Here is a 15381-nt window from a genome sequence, read left to right as displayed (position 1 = left end):
GCTTTATTTCAAGATTCATCTTATTGGTAATGAAGACCACATTCAGTTTTCACTTTTCCAGCCCATCTACCATCTCTTGAATCGCCACCATTCCCAACAGGTAACGTACATTTCTCACACCCAATACTTGGATAACCAACATCATGCAACGGGTTATACGGCAAGCTATGTTTGTATACATATCGCCAAACTTCTTTCCACGTCCAATGAATGAGTGGACAAACTTTAATAGATTGAAAACGATGATCTTGATTTATAAACTTTGTATGCTTACGTGTTTCTGATTGTTCCCTTCTTAAGCCTGATATCCATGCTTTTTCCACCACTAATGATTTTTCTAAAGGTAAAATTTTTCTAATCTTACAACAAAGATTCGGATTACTTTCCCATAATTTCTCACCATGCAACTTCTCTTGTTCATCAAGCGTAAGTTCCGGTTGTTTTTCTATAATATTTAATGAAGGAAATCGCCTCCGCACTTTTTGAATTAATTCATATGTTTCTTGAAAATGAACATTTGTATCTAAAAATACAACTTTAGCAGATGGATTTACTTGGTTTATAAGGTGCAGCAATACCATACCTTCCACCCCAAAGCTACATGCGTAGACGATTTCATCTTTATATTCTTTATAAGCCCACTTTAATACTGATAGCGCACCTTTTGTTTCATCTTCTTCCGAAAACGAAACAACATTTTCTTCCCACGTTTCATACGTCAACATGTTTTTTCCCCCTGTAAAAGCAAAAAGACGGTTTTAACCTAATGAAAATAGGTTAAAACCGCCTCTAGTTTTTCTAGTCAGCGCTTTTCACTTTAAACGTACTTTTTCACTTTTCTCTAACTGAATTACTTTTCCATCTTGCACAACAATTGTAATTGAACCATATTTCATATCAGCAAGCATCGCTTCAATCTTCTCGGATACTTCATCAAAATGTTCCCGTACACCCACGCGAACAGCCCCCCTTTTTATTCATAAAAAAAATCTTTCCCATTTCGAAAAGACTGTTCGGTAATATATTTTACCTTATCTTTCAAAATGGATCCCATTTTGCTGGATTTAGCACCTTGCTTTCTATAAGCAGGTTGCCGAGCTTCTTCGGGCCAGTTCCCTCAGCTTCTCTTGATAAGCTTTGTATTTGTATTTTATCACAATTCTGATTTTTTTCAATCCTAGTTTTCCGATATATTTTAATTATTTTATTTTATAAAAAAGGAATTGCCCATACGAACAACTCCTTTTCCTATTTAGACAAGTTCTTTAATACGTATGCGATCGTTCCCAATAATATTTTCATATGTTTCGCGTTCCACAACTACTTGCGATGTTCCGCCTTTTGCAAAGACAACGGCTGGTCTTCGAATCCGATTGTAATTATTCGCCATCGAGTACCCGTATGCTCCTGTACAGGAAACTGCTAGTAAATCAGAAGCAGCGACTTTCGGTAAATGAATATCCCAAATCAACATATCTCCACTCTCACAGCATTTCCCAGCAATCGAAACGAGTTCCTCATTCTCATCATTCCCTCGATTCGCTAACATCGCTTCATAACGCGCACTATATAAAGCAGGTCTTAAATTATCTGTCATTCCACCATCGACTGATACATATTTCCGAATACCAGGAATATCTTTCACAGATCCAACTGTATAAATTGTTGTCCCAGCATCACCTACAATGCTACGGCCTGGCTCAATCCATATTTCTGGCAATGGATATTCACATACAGTAAATTGTTCTCTCACTGCACTTGTTACAGCTCGCACATATGTCTCAAGAGTTAATGGTGTATCTGACTCTGTGTAACGTATTCCAAATCCCCCGCCTACATTTAACACTTTTACTACATAGTTTGTTTGCTCTCTCACTTCTTCTAAAAATTGGCGAAGAACTTCAATTGCTCGAACAAAACCAGCTGTTTCAAATATTTGCGACCCAATATGTGAATGGATCCCTAGCACATTATAATTTGATTTTTGTAAAGCAAATCCAATTGCCTGCATCGCTTGACCGTTTGAAACACCAAATCCAAATTTCGAATCATCTTGACCTGTTGTAATATATTCATGTGTGTGCGCCTCTACTCCAGGCGTTACACGAATTAATATGTTCACAAATTTCCCATGTTGCATCGCTAAATCGTGTAAAACTTCTAATTCAAAGAAATTATCTACGACAAAACAACCGATATTCGCCTGAAGAGCCATCACTATTTCTTCTTCTGTTTTATTATTTCCATGAAAATGAATACGTGATGCCGGAAATCCTGCTTGGAGCGCAGTATATAATTCTCCCCCAGAAACAACGTCTAATGACATACTCTCTTCACGAGCTACTCGGCACATCTCCATGCACAAGAACGCCTTGCTTGCATATGCTACTTGATAAGAGAAACCACTTTCTTTAAAAGCACGATGAAATGCTCGGCATTTTCCTCGAATAGACTCTTCATCGTATACATAAAGTGGTGTTCCGTATTGCTTTGCTAGCTGCGTCGTATCGCACCCTCCAATTTCTAAGTGTCCTTGCCCATTAATTCGGCTTGTGCCGTGTAAATACATTTAAATTCCTCCCTTATTTCCTCTAAAACTCATAACCCCAATCTTCTATTCATTGCAGCACGCTTTTAGATAGACAAAAAACGCGCGGAACAATGTTCACACGCGTTTCTTATTAGGAAAAATATATATTGAAAAAATAAACGAGTTGTTATCTCCTCAAAATAAGAAACCGCATCAACATCTCCAAATAGCTCTCCATAAAATAAATCTTATGACAGTACTACATTTATTCAATGCAGTCCCAATATATGAATAAGATGGTTATTCTTATATTTCGGCAATAGTCCCTTTCAACCTATGATTACAGATTCCATTAAATCTCCCATAGCTTACTCTTTCCTATCGCGGCCTCTACCTTTGAGAGTAGATGAGGTAAGTCTATTTAATTTTCAAACATCTAATTGTTGCTATTAACAATACCAAAGGACCATTTTATTTGTCAAACAATTTTTTATATTGTTTTTTTGCAGTTTAATTTCGTATCGTCTGGTAAGCGCTTTACTAATACCTTTGTTACTTCCCATTCGCCTTCTTCGTTATTAAATGTAATCGTTACCTTCTCAAATGGTGGAGCAATTTTCCCAGCAACACGTTCATACTTTGTCACTTCAATACTTGCTTGAAATAAATATGTACCGCTATACACTTTTTTTAAACTAATAATTTTAGGACATTGATAAGGTTTCAAACTTCCATATTGTTTTTCAATTGCTTTATTTATTTTTGGAAATAAAACAGAATAAAGTGCATCTTCCATAAGAGGTGCATCATATTGGGCTACCGACACACTCGGTGAAGTAAAAAATATAACACTACTGCATGCTATAAAACATAATAATTTTCGCATTATAACCTCCGTATTATCACGCGATTCTTTCTGCGTACGATAATTATCATACATAGAAATTCTGTTTTATTGTCTCCCACCACTCTTTTTCTACTCGATTATTATAAAAAAGCCCACAACCTTCTTTTATTTTCGTATAATGATACTCATAGTATAATAATCATAATAACAAAGGACTGTTCGTATATATAAAATGAGTCGTTAAGCAAACTGACTCTCAAGAACTGTCATGCTTTTTAGGAGAGGAGTATATTATGCTACAACATCTGTTTCCAAAACTGCGATTTGCACTCGTTGCAGTCGTTTTACTATGGATTAAAACATATATTGTGTACAAGCTAGCATTTGATATTAAAATTGATAATTTCTTTGAAGAATTCATGCTTTTTATCAATCCACTAGCTGCGTTACTTTTATTTTTCGGCTTAGCTTTACTTGCATCTAAGCACCGAAACCGAATTATAATTGGAATCAGTTTTATACTGTCATTTATTTTATTTGGAAACGCAATGTTTTATGGGTTCTATAACGATTTCGTTACTTTCCCGGTTTTATTCCAAACAAACAATATGGCTGATTTAGGGACAAGTATAAAAGAACTCTTTACGTACAAAACATTACTTTTATTTGCAGATGCAATTATTTTAATGTTTATTTCGCGTAAATTCCCATCATTTGGCGACAAAACACCACTTTCCCGCTCAGAGAAGCGAACTTTCTTTAGCGGTGTAACAGCTTTATTAGCACTACAAATTGTTGTATCAGTTATTTATAAACCACAAATGTTCTCACGCTCATTTGACCGTCAAACTGTCGTGAAGAATTTAGGTTTATACACATATCATCTATTTGATATTACGCTTCAATCCAAGTCTTCAGCTGAGCGTGTATTTGCAAGTGGGGATGGGTTTTCTGAAATTAAAAACTATACAGACTCAAAAGATAAACAAGTTGATAAAAACTTATTTGGAGCTGCAAAAGGTAAAAATGTAATTTTAATTTCAATGGAATCTACACAAAGCTTTGTTATTAATAAAAAAATAAATGGAAAAGAAATTACACCATTTTTAAATAAATTTATTAAGGATAGTTTCTATTTCGATAACTTCTATCATCAAACTGGACAAGGTAAAACTTCTGATGCTGAATTTATCGTTGAAAACTCACTTTATCCGCTAGATCGTGGTTCTGTATTCTTTACTCATGCAACAAATGAATACACAGCGACACCAGAACAATTAAAGAAATACGGATATTCTTCTGCCGTCTTCCATTCAAATGATAAAACGTTTTGGAATCGGGATGTAATGTATCCTGCGCTTGGATATAATCGTTACTTTAATTTAAATGATTACGCAGGAACGGAGCAAATGTCTGTCGGTTGGGGATTAAAAGATAAAGAGTTCTTTGAACAATCTATTCCAAAGTTAAAATCTTTACCGCAACCGTTCTATACAAAATTTATTACATTAACAAATCATTTTCCGTTTCTTCTAAATCCGGAAGATCAATATGTTGATGAATTCAACTCGGAAAGTGGTGTTGTAAACCGCTACTTCCCAACTGTTCGTTACACAGATGAAGCTCTTAAATTATTTATTAAACAATTAAAAGAAGAAGGATTGTATGATAATTCCGTTATTGTCATCTATGGTGATCATTACGGTATTTCCGAAAACCATAACGCAGCTATGGCACAGTTCCTAGGAAAAGATACTATTACACCATTCGATTCTATGCAATTACAACGAGTCCCTCTTATTATTCATGTGCCTGGCCAAGAAGGAAAAGTTGTTTCTAAAGTATCCGGTCAAATTGATATTAAGCCAACGCTCCTTCATTTACTTGGTATTAAAACAAATAAATCCGTTGAATTTGGAACTGACTTATTTATTAAAGAGAAAGACCCGCTTATGGTAATGCGTGATGGTAGCTTTGTTTCTGAAGAGTATGTTTATACAAAAAATATGTGTTACAAAAGAAGTACGGGTGAAGAAGCTGACATGACGCTATGTCAGCCGTATATTGAAAAAGCAAAAACAGAATTAAAACTCTCCGACAAATTAATTTATGGAGATTTATTACGCTTCGATCCTAATAATCGATATAAAACTGGAACGATGACAACGAAATTTGAATAGTAAAGGAAGCAACTTTATATAAGTTGCTTCCTCTTTGTATTTGCACTTAATTTTCAAACCATCCTTCTATGAAATCTTTCACAAATTGGTAATTTCTTTCGTATGAGGAATAAATTTATGGTATGATAAAATAAGTAAACTTTCATACACTAATTAAGAATTTATTACAGAAAGCAAGGGATCAGATTTTGTATAGAGCAGCTATTCCAAACTTATTTACGCTCGGAAATTTATATAGCGGATTTTTATCAATCGGCTATGCATCTTTAGGATATTATAAATCAGCTGCTATTTTAGTACTTATCGGGATGATGTTAGATAGTCTTGATGGTCGTGTTGCTCGTTTATTACGTGTTGATTCACAAATGGGAAAAGAGCTCGACTCGCTTGCAGATGTCGTAACATTTGGTGCAGCACCAGCTGTTTTAATGTATTACACATCTTTCTCAAACTACGGAATCATCGGATTATACATAGCGGGATTATTCCCTCTTTTCGGAGCATATCGTTTAGCACGATTTAATGTAACACCATCTTCTACTTCAATGAAATATTTCACTGGAGTACCGATTACAGCAGCGGGAGGGCTTGTTGCTTTCTTAACGTTATTTTCACATACCATTCCAAAAATCGTTCTTATTACTGTATTTGTAACGTTCGCATTTTTAATGGTGAGCCGCATTCGTATCCCAAGTTTAAAAGATGTACCAATTCCACGATATAGCATCATTATTACACTATTTTTAGTTGGAATCATTATTACAATGTATCAAACAGGATTTGGCAATTTTTCTGTTTTCTTATTTATTGCCATTCCACTATATATTTTGTACATGTTATCTCAATTCATTAGACAAAGACCGTCTAAAAAAGCGAATAAAGAAAAATAAGAAAACCTTCCGAGTCCGGAAGGTTTCTTTTTATTTTGTAACTAATACCTTTTCATTTACAGGTGTTACTGGCTCTTCGCCGTTTAATACAGCTAAAATATTTCTAACAGCCATTTCAGCCATCGCATCACGAGTTTCAAATGTTGCATTCCCTACGTGTGGAGCAAGTACTACATTCTTTAATTCTTTTAGCTCTTCTGTAATTTTCGGTTCAAATTCAAACACGTCAAGAGCTGCTCCTTCAATTTCATTCGTTTTTAATGCATGAGCAAGTGCTGCTTCATTCATAATTGGTCCACGTGAAGCATTTACAATATACGCTGTTTTCTTCATCATTTTAAACTGCTCTTCATCAATCATATGATGTAAATTTGGATTATAAGCACAGTTAATTGTAATAAAGTCTGCTGTTTGTAATAATTCTTCCAACGTCACATACGTTGCTCCCAGTTCACTTTCAGCTTCAAGCTTACGATTTGGCCCTGTATATAAAACATCCATTCCAAATGCTTTCGCACGTTTTGCAACAGCCTTCCCGATTTTTCCAAGACCTATAATTCCAATTGTCTTACCATGGACTTCTCTTCCTAAGAAAAATAACGGTGCCCATCCGTTAAATCCAGTCGTACGACATAACGTATCCCCTTCAGGAATTCTACGCGCCGCTGCTAAAAGAAGTGCAAATGTTAATTCTGCAGTCGCTTCCGTTGATACTTTCGGTGTATTCGTAACTGCAATTCCTTTTTCGCCCGCATACGTGTAATCAATATTGTCGTAACCAGCACCATAGTTTGCAACAATCTTTAAATGAGGCGCTGCATCAATAACTTCTTTTGGCACCTTTGTCGAAAGTAAACTTAACAATGCATCTTTATCTTTTACACGCTCTGTTAATTCATCTATAGAAATTAACTCCTCTTTATCGTACATTTCTACATCATGATCTTTTAATAGTTCTAATCCAATTTCCGGAATTTTTCCCGCTACTAATATTTTTGCCACTACTAACACCTCTTCTATAGAAAATAAGATATCTCTTATATTTCATTGTAAGAAATCCACATATAAAAACCAAGGAATTTGATTATAGTTTTAAAAATCGACACTTTTCCATGAAAAAAGAGGAGATGCAACTCTCCCCTTTTCTTACGCTTTTTCCTGCGATTCTTTTCCAAGCTCCACATCAATCGTTCCTTCTGCAACCGTATCGCTAATTTGCTCCTCAATAACCGATTGAGATGCAGCATTCGTTTCAGAAGTATAAGCTTGTTGCTGTGCACCTTGTACATTTTGTTTATTTTGTTGTTTCGCCATTTCTTACCCTCCTTTTCATTCTTTCTTATTTTGAACAAAAAGGACGGTTTTCATCAAAAAATTGCGTTTCATTTTGAATTTGTTACTTCTTCTTCAAGCGACCTCATTACTCTTGCTCGCTTCGTAAATGTTGCAACCTGAGTAACACCGTGAGCTAGTAATGTTTGTACATTTTCTTGTACATAATTCCCTAAATCATTTGGATAATGGGCATCCGAAGAAATCGTAATTGGAACACCATACTTAGCTAATACTTGTAAATATAGTGGACTTGGGCACATTTCACGAACAGGATAACGATAGTATAATCCTGCATTTATTTCTGTTGCCGTATTCGTTTCTACTAACGCACAGGCAATTTCCTCATAATAAGAAAGCTGTTCATTCTCATCCAATCGATAATTAAATACCTTTATATTATCAAGATGAGCGATAATATCAAATAACTCGGTACGAATCGCACTCTCAACTGTTTTAAAAAACATATCATATAATGCGCGTAGGTCATGCTTCTCAAAATATTCTTTCGTATCTGGATTATCAAATCCCCAGCCATTTAGAAAATGAACAGAACCAATTATATAATCAAAGTCTCCTAGCGCTAATAATTCTTTTAACTCTCCTTCACAACCAATAAAATAATCCGCTTCAATTCCAAGTTTAAGTGTGACACCTCTTTTACTCCATCGTTCTTTCGCCTCTTCAATGACCTTTGTAAAATCATACAGTGAAACTACCCTTACTTGATCTAACCATTCCTTCTGTATACGACCGAGCTTAGAATCACTAATATCTACATATTTTTCATAATATCCTTTCGCTTCATGAAAACGATATAAATGATCAACAATCCCAACTTCTGTTATACCTTTTCGCACAGCTTCTTCTAAATAGAGGTCCATCCATTCTGTTGTAAATGGCCCTTCCTTCACACGCTTTTGCAAACGCTCTTGTGTTTTCATAAGCCAATCAATAGAATGCCTTTCTTGAAGCGGTTCATAACGTTCCAGCGCTTCATTTATTTTAGCAAGCCATCCTATTGAATACGGTCCTTCTTCTAAGTGAAGATGATAATCTACTTTCATATACATTCCCCCTTATAATGTATCTATTTCCCTTCTATCCCCAACTCTCGAAAGCTTTCCATTTCGTTCTTTCACCTCCCGCATGACATCTTCCAATGTAATATTTTTTTCAGCTAATAAAACGAAACAGTGATAAAATACATCAACCATTTCTTTCACTACTTCTTCTTTATCATTATTTTTACATGCGATAATTACTTCAGCACACTCTTCACCAATTTTCTTTAAAATTTTATCTTCTCCTTTTGAAAATAAATAATTTGTATACGATTCAGGAAGTGGGCTTTCCTTTCGTTCTTCAATTGTTTTATACAGCAACTTAAAGGCATTTTCCATATGTATCCCCCTATATAATTTGATAGTGAAAACATGTCTTCTCTCCCGTATGACAAGCAGGTCCTACTTGTTTCACATTCACAACAATTGAATCTTGATCACAATCTAAATATAAAGATTGCACATATTGAAGATTCTCTGATGTTTCCCCCTTATTCCATAACGACTGCCTAGAACGAGAATAAAACCATGTTCTTTTCGTCTCTAACGTTTTTTCATATGCTTCTTCATTCATATAAGCTAGCATTAAAACTTCTTTCGTACCTTCTTCGATGACAATTGCTGGTATTAATCCTTTTGAAAAATTAGGTTTCATAACCGCACCTCAACATTTGCATCTCTTAATTTTCGCTTTACACTCTGCACTGTCGCCTCACCATAATGAAAGATGGATGCCGCTAACGCTGCATCAACTGTTGTCTTTTGAAAAACTTCTATAATGTGATCCGTATGACCACAGCCCCCTGATGCGATGACTGGAATGGAAACACTTTTTGAAATTTCTTCTGTTAAACGAAGGTCATATCCGCTTTTCGTTCCATCTGCATCCATACTCGTTAACAAAATTTCACCTGCCCCAAGTTTAACAACACGCTTCGCCCATTCTATGGCATCCATTCCTGTGTCAACTCTTCCGCCGTTGACGTATACGTTCCATTTACCTTCTGCTACTTTTCTAGCATCAATTGCCACGACAATACATTGTGATCCAAAGTGTTCTGTCCCTTCTTCTATAAGCTTCGGGTTTCGCACTGCCGCTGAGTTTATTGAAACTTTGTCTGCTCCAGCTCTTAGTAAATTGTACATATCTTTCACACTTGAAATCCCCCCGCCAACCGTAAGAGGAATAAATACTTTAGCTGCTGTTTTTTCTACAACATCTATAATCGTTTTTCTTCCTTCATGAGTCGCTGTAATATCTAAAAATACGATTTCATCTGCCCCTGCCTCGTTATATGCTTCAGCTATTTCAACCGGATCACCGACATCTTGTAATCCTATAAAATTTACACCCTTTACGACTCGCCCTTCTTTCACATCTAGACATGGAATGATTCGTTTCGCTAACATAACTTCGTTACCTGTAACACTTCTTCTAAATCAATCGTTTTCTCGTAAAGCGCCTTTCCAATTATGACACCATATATATTCATATCATTTAACTTTTTCACATCTTGAATAGATGCCACTCCTCCAGAGGCGATGAGACGAATGCCCACACTTTTTTGAAGTATCGCTAATTGTTCAAAATTTGGACCTGCAAGCGTCCCGTCTTTCGAAATGTCTGTAAACACAATCGTTTGAACACCTAAACTTTCCATTTGTTTCGCTAAACTAACGTAAGAAATTTCAGACAGATCAAGCCAACCTCTCGTTGCTACGAAACCATTTTTCGCATCAATTCCAACAATGATTTTCTCTTTATATAGACGAACTGCTTCCTCTAAAAATGACTTATTATAAAGAGCTGCTGTTCCTAAAATCACTTTTTCTACACCTGCTGACAATAACTTCTCCACCGTTACAAGTGAACGAATTCCTCCTCCCACTTGCACAGGAATACGTACCGCCTTGCAGATTTTTTCAATGACGGGCAAATTTAACGACTCGCCAGCAATTGCACCGTCTAAATCAACAATGTGTAGTATTTCCGCTCCAAGCTTTTCAAATATGATCGCCTGCGCTACCGGATCTTCATTCATCACCGTTTCTTTACTAAACTCTCCTTGATAAAGTCTAACGCATCGCCCTTCTTTTAAATCGATAGCTGGGAAGATTTCCATGCTTCTACCACTCCTTGAAAATTTTTTAATATTTGCATGCCAATTTCGCCACTTTTTTCTGGATGAAACTGTGCACCAAATACATTTCCTTTCGCGACAAACCCTGGTATTTGCATTCCATAATCACTTACTCCGCATACAATTTCATCTGGACAATCCGCGTAATATGAGTGAACATAATACACGAAAGAACCATCCACTAATCCATTCCAAAGCGGAAATTCTCTTTCCTTCCTTAATTCATTCCATCCCATATGAGGAATTTTATACGAAACTTTTAACTTCCGAATTTCACCTGGTAGTAAACCTAACCCGCTACAATCTTTTAGTTCCTCACTTCGTTCAAATAAAAGTTGCATGCCCAAACATATACCGAGGAGTGGTTTTCCTATGTCACAAACTTCTTTTAGTACACACACTAAATCTCTTTCTTTTAATACTTCCATCGCTTTCGGAAATGCACCTACTCCCGGTAGAATCACGCCATCGCTTCTCAATATCTCTTCTTTATCACTCGTTACAATGTACTCTGCGCCAATATATTTTAATGCTTGCTCTACACTGCGAATATTCCCCATTCCATAATCTATAATGGCAATCAATTACAACATCCCTTTCGTTGAATTTACACCAGTAATGTTGGCATTTTTTTCGACCGCTTCTCTAAGCGCTCTACCAAAAGCTTTAAATAATGCTTCAATTTTGTGATGTGTATTACTTCCGTATAGAACGCGCGCATGTAATGTAATATTGGCAGCATGTGCAACTGCTCTAAAAAATTCCTCCGTCAATTCTGTATCAAAATCCCCGAGCTTCGGATTTGTTAATTCCCCTTGAAATACACAATATGAGCGTCCACTTATATCAATTGCGACAAATCCTAAAGATTCATCCATCGGTACATACGCAGAACCGTAACGATTAATTCCTTCTTTATTTTGCAATGCTTCTTTCAAACAATTTCCGAGTACGATTCCAACATCTTCAACGGTGTGATGTGCATCGACAAATACATCACCTTCTGCCTCAACTTGCAATCCAAATCTTCCATGTCTAGCAAATAAAGTCAGCATATGATCGAAAAAACCAACCCCCGTTTGAATAGATACACTCGTACTTTCATCAAGCTGCAAACTTAATTTAATTTTTGTTTCTGTCGTCTCACGTGCTTGACTGGACTGACGCATTATTTTTCCTCCTCAAACCTTATTTGGATTGCTCTCGCATGTGCATGTAACCCTTCTTTATTTGCAAGCTCTACAATATGATGCTGTACATTTTTTAATGCTTCCTCTGTATAAGAAATAAAACTTAATTTTTTCACGAAATCATCGACTGATAACGGAGAAAAAAATCTTGCCGTTCCGCTCGTTGGTAATACATGATTCGGTCCCGCCAAATAATCCCCGAGCGGTTCAGGTGCATATGGCCCAAGGAAAATAGAGCCTGCATGTTTCACATAATCTAGAGCATTCATCGGTTCTTTTATATGTAACTCTAAATGTTCTGGAGCAATTTTATTTGATAACTTTAGTGCCTCCTCTAAAGAAGCAACGATAAAGATGGCTCCATTTCTATTTATTGATTCACGTGCAATTTCACTTCTTGGTAACGTTTCTAACTGTCTTTCTACCTCTTTTTCTACTTCTTTAGCTAGTTCCATATTCGTTGTAATACAAATCGCCGTTGCTCTCTCATCATGCTCTGCTTGCGATAATAAATCCGCTGCGATATATTTTGCATTACCTGTTTCATCCGCGACAACTACAATTTCTGATGGACCAGCAATCATATCAATATTTACTATTCCGTATACTTCTCGTTTCGCTAGAGCGACGTACAAATTTCCCGGTCCAACTATTTTATCCACTTTCGGAATCGATTCCGTCCCGTATGCTAACGCAGCAATTGCTTGTGCTCCACCTATCGTATAAATTTCATCTACTCCCGCAAGATTTGCAGCAGCTAATATATGAGGATCAATTCCTCCTTTCCTCGGCGGTGTTACCATTACAATCTTTTTCACACCTGCGAGTTTCGCCGGCAATACATTCATTAATACTGAAGAAGGATATGAGGCTGTCCCACCCGGTACATATACACCTACATTTTCTAACGACCGAATGAGTTGCCCTCTAATTATCCCTTTACTTTCACAATCGAATATTGAGTGCTTCTTTTGCTTTTCGTGATACGAAACAATGTTTTTCTTCGCCTCTTTTAAAGCTTCTAAAAATGAATTCTCTACAAACATACTCGCTTGCTGTATTTCTTCTTCACTTACACGAAAATCTTTCATCTCTACACCATCAAACTTTTTTGTATAGAAAGATAAAGCCTCATCTTTTCCTTCCCTTACATTTCTAATGATTTCTCTTACACTTCTTTGAACAGTTTCTTCTATTATATTAGCGTTTTCTCTTAGCACTTTTATTTTAGATAATGCCTCCTTAAAATCTTCATAAATGATTTCCACTTTAAATCCTCCTATTTCCCTGATAAGATTTCTTGCTCCATCATATTTACAATACTGAATATTTCGTCTTTTTTAGTTTTTAAAGCTGCCTTATTCACAATCATCCGAGCCGATATAGAGTGCATTTCCTCAAATACAATGAGTCCATTCTCTTGTAATGTTTTTCCTGTTTCAACAATATCTACAATTGCATCCGCCAATCCAAGAAGAGGAGCGATTTCTACAGAACCTTCTATTTTAATAATTTCTACATCCTCTCCCTTATCATGAAAATAAGTAGAAGTAATATGCGGGTATTTCGTAGCAATTCTTTTCTTCCGGTAACTCTTCGGATTATACGTAGGAATAGATGCCACACAAAACTTACAAATCCCCACTCCTAAATCCAGCATTTCATAAATATCTTTCTCGTTTTCCATTAAAATATCTTTTCCAACGATGCCAATATCAGCTACCCCATGTTCTACATAAGTAGCAACATCAATCGCTTTTACTAAAATAAATGAAATATTTGTATTTTTACTTTGAAATACAAGCTTCCGACCTTTATTTTTGAGCTCGGAACAATCAATTCCAATCTGCTCAAAAAGTGGAATGACATGTTTTTCTAACCTTCCTTTCGTTAACGCAATTTGAATGTTACGCATGAAGCCTCTCCTTCTTTCTGGACTACCCATTTCTCATTCCATACATATTCCACTAAGTATTCATTCTTTGCCTCAACGACCGTTCTTATTTTATTTTTTCTTGCGAATTGAAAGGTATCGCTTAAATTAGAGAATAGAGATAACCAAGCATTTTTTCCATCCTTTCGAATTAAATTTCGTAGCCTTTCTGCTTCCGCTATTCTATTTAACTCATAATGAATCACAATCTCAATTTGATTTCGTTCATATGGTTCTTGTTGCTCTTGCAGCGCCTTCACAATTTGATTTACTTGTACCGCGAGTCCAACAGCTGGCAGCATTTCTCCAAAATTGCCAATTAGCTCATCGTATCTTCCGCCACTAACGATTTCTTCTCCAATTTCATATATATATCCTTTGAAAATAACACCCGTATAGTAATCTAAGTGTTGAATCATGCCCAAATCAATTGATATGTAAGAACCATATCCTAACGTTTCAATTGTTTCATACATTTCTTTTATTCTTGCAATTGCCATTTTCATTTCATTACTTGAAGCAAGCTTTTCTGCCTCCTCAATAACTTCTAAATTTCCAAATAGCCTTGGTAATTTCTCAAGTAATCTTACTGTCTCATCGCATCGATCTAATTTCTTTTCTCCGATAAAATTTGAGAGGGCTGCATAATTTTTACTTTCTATATACGTTCTAAGTACCCTTTCTTCTTCATCATGGATGGAGAGTTTTTTTACAATACATTTATATAACTGTACTTGCCCAATCTCAATTGTAAAAGATTGCACCTTCAACTTTTGAAGTGCTTGAATGACACTTATTACACATTCAATTTCAGCTCTTACATTATCAATCCCGATAACTTCAATACCACTTTGTACGATTTCATTATATTTTCCAGAATGGGATTCATTCGCTCGAAATACATTCCCGCTATACGTCACTTTAAGTGGCGTATCCCATCTCTGTGTTCCAATAACTCTCGCTAAAGGAATTGTCATATCTGGACGTAAAACGATAATCCTTCCCTTTTCATCAAAAAATTTATACATCTTCTCTTCATCTATCGGTCTATTTTGAAATGCAAAAACGTCATAAAATTCAATTGTAGGTGTTCTTATTTCTTCATAACCTCTCTCTAAAAAAGTAAGCCTTAATTTTTGTTCTACTTCTTCAATTAACGTACATTCTTCGAATAAATAATCTCTCGTTCCATTTGGATTTGCCCGTTTCCATTTTGTCATCTAAATTTTCACACCTTTCCCCTTCTAATGTATGCCTATTTCATTCCCCTAAGC

The 15381-nt window shown here is 35.9% G+C and carries 18 protein-coding genes and 2 riboswitches; of the genes, 2 read left to right on the top strand and 16 right to left on the bottom strand.

What is annotated here, in order from left to right:
* Nucleotides 1-20: 20 nt before the first annotated feature.
* The 4 genes from HMPREF1014_RS19050 to HMPREF1014_RS19035 all read right to left on the bottom strand — a co-directional run bounded on the left by HMPREF1014_RS19050 (nucleotide 21) and on the right by HMPREF1014_RS19035 (nucleotide 3416).
* Nucleotides 21-725, bottom strand: a complete 705-nt coding sequence (locus HMPREF1014_RS19050) for a phosphoadenylyl-sulfate reductase (RefSeq protein ID WP_000959014.1) — start codon at nucleotides 723-725, stop codon at nucleotides 21-23.
* 87 nt (nucleotides 726-812) lie between these two features.
* On the bottom strand, nucleotides 813-956 hold the full coding sequence (locus HMPREF1014_RS19045; protein ID WP_000538896.1) for a YezD family protein: 144 nt from the start codon (nucleotides 954-956) through the stop codon (nucleotides 813-815).
* Between the two features lie 72 nt (nucleotides 957-1028).
* Nucleotides 1029-1137, bottom strand: a riboswitch (SAM riboswitch).
* A 115-nt stretch (nucleotides 1138-1252) separates the two neighbouring features.
* A complete protein-coding gene (lysA, locus tag HMPREF1014_RS19040) occupies nucleotides 1253-2569 on the bottom strand; it encodes a diaminopimelate decarboxylase (protein WP_000280676.1) in 1317 nt (438 codons plus the stop codon).
* Nucleotides 2570-2749: 180 nt separating this feature from the next.
* Nucleotides 2750-2931, bottom strand: a riboswitch (Lysine riboswitch).
* 89 nt (nucleotides 2932-3020) lie between these two features.
* Nucleotides 3021-3416, bottom strand: coding sequence for a DUF3888 domain-containing protein (locus HMPREF1014_RS19035; RefSeq protein ID WP_001228751.1), 396 nt, complete (start codon nucleotides 3414-3416; stop codon nucleotides 3021-3023).
* A gap of 254 nt (nucleotides 3417-3670) precedes the next feature.
* Here HMPREF1014_RS19035 and HMPREF1014_RS19030 point away from each other — a divergent pair, with 254 nt between their 5' ends.
* The gene (locus HMPREF1014_RS19030; RefSeq protein WP_000939086.1) at nucleotides 3671-5557 is read left to right on the top strand and encodes an LTA synthase family protein; all 1887 of its coding nucleotides are present in this window, start codon (nucleotides 3671-3673) and stop codon (nucleotides 5555-5557) included.
* A 188-nt stretch (nucleotides 5558-5745) separates the two neighbouring features.
* Nucleotides 5746-6447: a CDP-diacylglycerol--serine O-phosphatidyltransferase gene (gene pssA, locus HMPREF1014_RS19025; protein WP_000285417.1), complete on the top strand. Its 702-nt coding sequence runs from the start codon at nucleotides 5746-5748 to the stop codon at nucleotides 6445-6447.
* 30 nt (nucleotides 6448-6477) lie between these two features.
* On the opposite strand, the gene HMPREF1014_RS19020 is transcribed toward pssA, so the two are convergent.
* From HMPREF1014_RS19020 to HMPREF1014_RS18965, 12 genes are all read right to left on the bottom strand, one after another.
* Nucleotides 6478-7449 (bottom strand): NAD(P)-dependent oxidoreductase, encoded by a 972-nt coding sequence (locus HMPREF1014_RS19020; RefSeq protein WP_001062839.1) that lies wholly within the window; start codon nucleotides 7447-7449, stop codon nucleotides 6478-6480.
* A gap of 144 nt (nucleotides 7450-7593) precedes the next feature.
* Nucleotides 7594-7761: a YozQ family protein gene (locus tag HMPREF1014_RS19015; RefSeq protein WP_001118877.1), complete on the bottom strand. Its 168-nt coding sequence runs from the start codon at nucleotides 7759-7761 to the stop codon at nucleotides 7594-7596.
* A 68-nt stretch (nucleotides 7762-7829) separates the two neighbouring features.
* Complete coding sequence (locus HMPREF1014_RS19010) at nucleotides 7830-8846, bottom strand: histidinol phosphate phosphatase domain-containing protein (protein WP_000861846.1); 1017 nt, start codon at nucleotides 8844-8846, stop codon at nucleotides 7830-7832.
* Nucleotides 8847-8858: 12 nt separating this feature from the next.
* Nucleotides 8859-9182 carry a phosphoribosyl-ATP diphosphatase gene (hisE, locus tag HMPREF1014_RS19005; protein WP_000426357.1) on the bottom strand — a complete coding sequence of 108 codons (324 nt, stop codon included), beginning with the start codon at nucleotides 9180-9182 and terminating at the stop codon, nucleotides 8859-8861.
* A 10-nt stretch (nucleotides 9183-9192) separates the two neighbouring features.
* Entirely contained in the window at nucleotides 9193-9498 is a 306-nt protein-coding gene (hisI, locus tag HMPREF1014_RS19000; protein ID WP_000803960.1) for a phosphoribosyl-AMP cyclohydrolase, read from the bottom strand.
* Nucleotides 9495-10253, bottom strand: coding sequence for an imidazoleglycerol phosphate synthase cyclase subunit (gene hisF / locus HMPREF1014_RS18995; protein ID WP_000880110.1), 759 nt, complete (start codon nucleotides 10251-10253; stop codon nucleotides 9495-9497). The genes hisI and hisF overlap by 4 nt, the downstream gene beginning before the upstream one ends.
* Nucleotides 10247-10966, bottom strand: coding sequence for a 1-(5-phosphoribosyl)-5-[(5-phosphoribosylamino)methylideneamino]imidazole-4-carboxamide isomerase (gene hisA / locus HMPREF1014_RS18990; protein ID WP_000402300.1), 720 nt, complete (start codon nucleotides 10964-10966; stop codon nucleotides 10247-10249). Before hisA ends, hisF begins: the two co-directional genes overlap by 7 nt.
* The gene (hisH, locus tag HMPREF1014_RS18985; RefSeq protein ID WP_000560356.1) at nucleotides 10939-11568 is read right to left on the bottom strand and encodes an imidazole glycerol phosphate synthase subunit HisH; all 630 of its coding nucleotides are present in this window, start codon (nucleotides 11566-11568) and stop codon (nucleotides 10939-10941) included. Before hisH ends, hisA begins: the two co-directional genes overlap by 28 nt.
* Entirely contained in the window at nucleotides 11569-12153 is a 585-nt protein-coding gene (gene hisB / locus HMPREF1014_RS18980; RefSeq protein WP_001249951.1) for an imidazoleglycerol-phosphate dehydratase HisB, read from the bottom strand.
* A complete protein-coding gene (gene hisD, locus HMPREF1014_RS18975) occupies nucleotides 12153-13442 on the bottom strand; it encodes a histidinol dehydrogenase (RefSeq protein WP_000402918.1) in 1290 nt (429 codons plus the stop codon). Before hisD ends, hisB begins: the two co-directional genes overlap by 1 nt.
* An 11-nt stretch (nucleotides 13443-13453) precedes the next feature.
* Nucleotides 13454-14089, bottom strand: a complete 636-nt coding sequence (gene hisG, locus HMPREF1014_RS18970; RefSeq protein ID WP_001244484.1) for an ATP phosphoribosyltransferase — start codon at nucleotides 14087-14089, stop codon at nucleotides 13454-13456.
* Nucleotides 14065-15327: an ATP phosphoribosyltransferase regulatory subunit gene (locus tag HMPREF1014_RS18965; protein WP_000170291.1), complete on the bottom strand. Its 1263-nt coding sequence runs from the start codon at nucleotides 15325-15327 to the stop codon at nucleotides 14065-14067. Before HMPREF1014_RS18965 ends, hisG begins: the two co-directional genes overlap by 25 nt.
* Nucleotides 15328-15381: the final 54 nt, after the last annotated feature.

The sequence above is a fragment of the Bacillus sp. 7_6_55CFAA_CT2 genome (assembly GCF_000238655.1).
GTDB classification, from domain to species: Bacteria; Bacillota; Bacilli; order Bacillales; family Bacillaceae_G; genus Bacillus_A; species Bacillus_A cereus.
Note: the sequence above shows the minus strand (reverse complement) of the source record. Positions and strands in the feature narration are given on the sequence as shown.

Excerpts from the sequence above, each read along its gene's own strand:
- hisG (WP_001244484.1), bottom strand. The coding sequence starts at position 14,089 with ATGCGTAACATTCAAATTGCGTTAACGAAAGGAAGGTTAGAAAAACAT.
- lysA (WP_000280676.1), bottom strand. The coding sequence starts at position 2,569 with ATGTATTTACACGGCACAAGCCGAATTAATGGGCAAGGACACTTAGAA.
- HMPREF1014_RS18965 (WP_000170291.1), bottom strand. The coding sequence starts at position 15,327 with ATGACAAAATGGAAACGGGCAAATCCAAATGGAACGAGAGATTATTTA.
- HMPREF1014_RS19035 (WP_001228751.1), bottom strand. The coding sequence starts at position 3,416 with ATGCGAAAATTATTATGTTTTATAGCATGCAGTAGTGTTATATTTTTT.
- HMPREF1014_RS19050 (WP_000959014.1), bottom strand. The coding sequence starts at position 725 with ATGTTGACGTATGAAACGTGGGAAGAAAATGTTGTTTCGTTTTCGGAA.
- HMPREF1014_RS19030 (WP_000939086.1), top strand. The coding sequence starts at position 3,671 with ATGCTACAACATCTGTTTCCAAAACTGCGATTTGCACTCGTTGCAGTC.
- HMPREF1014_RS19015 (WP_001118877.1), bottom strand. The coding sequence starts at position 7,761 with ATGGCGAAACAACAAAATAAACAAAATGTACAAGGTGCACAGCAACAA.
- hisA (WP_000402300.1), bottom strand. The coding sequence starts at position 10,966 with ATGGAAATCTTCCCAGCTATCGATTTAAAAGAAGGGCGATGCGTTAGA.
- HMPREF1014_RS19010 (WP_000861846.1), bottom strand. The coding sequence starts at position 8,846 with ATGAAAGTAGATTATCATCTTCACTTAGAAGAAGGACCGTATTCAATA.
- hisE (WP_000426357.1), bottom strand. The coding sequence starts at position 9,182 with ATGGAAAATGCCTTTAAGTTGCTGTATAAAACAATTGAAGAACGAAAG.
- hisF (WP_000880110.1), bottom strand. The coding sequence starts at position 10,253 with ATGTTAGCGAAACGAATCATTCCATGTCTAGATGTGAAAGAAGGGCGA.
- hisB (WP_001249951.1), bottom strand. The coding sequence starts at position 12,153 with ATGCGTCAGTCCAGTCAAGCACGTGAGACGACAGAAACAAAAATTAAA.
- hisI (WP_000803960.1), bottom strand. The coding sequence starts at position 9,498 with ATGAAACCTAATTTTTCAAAAGGATTAATACCAGCAATTGTCATCGAA.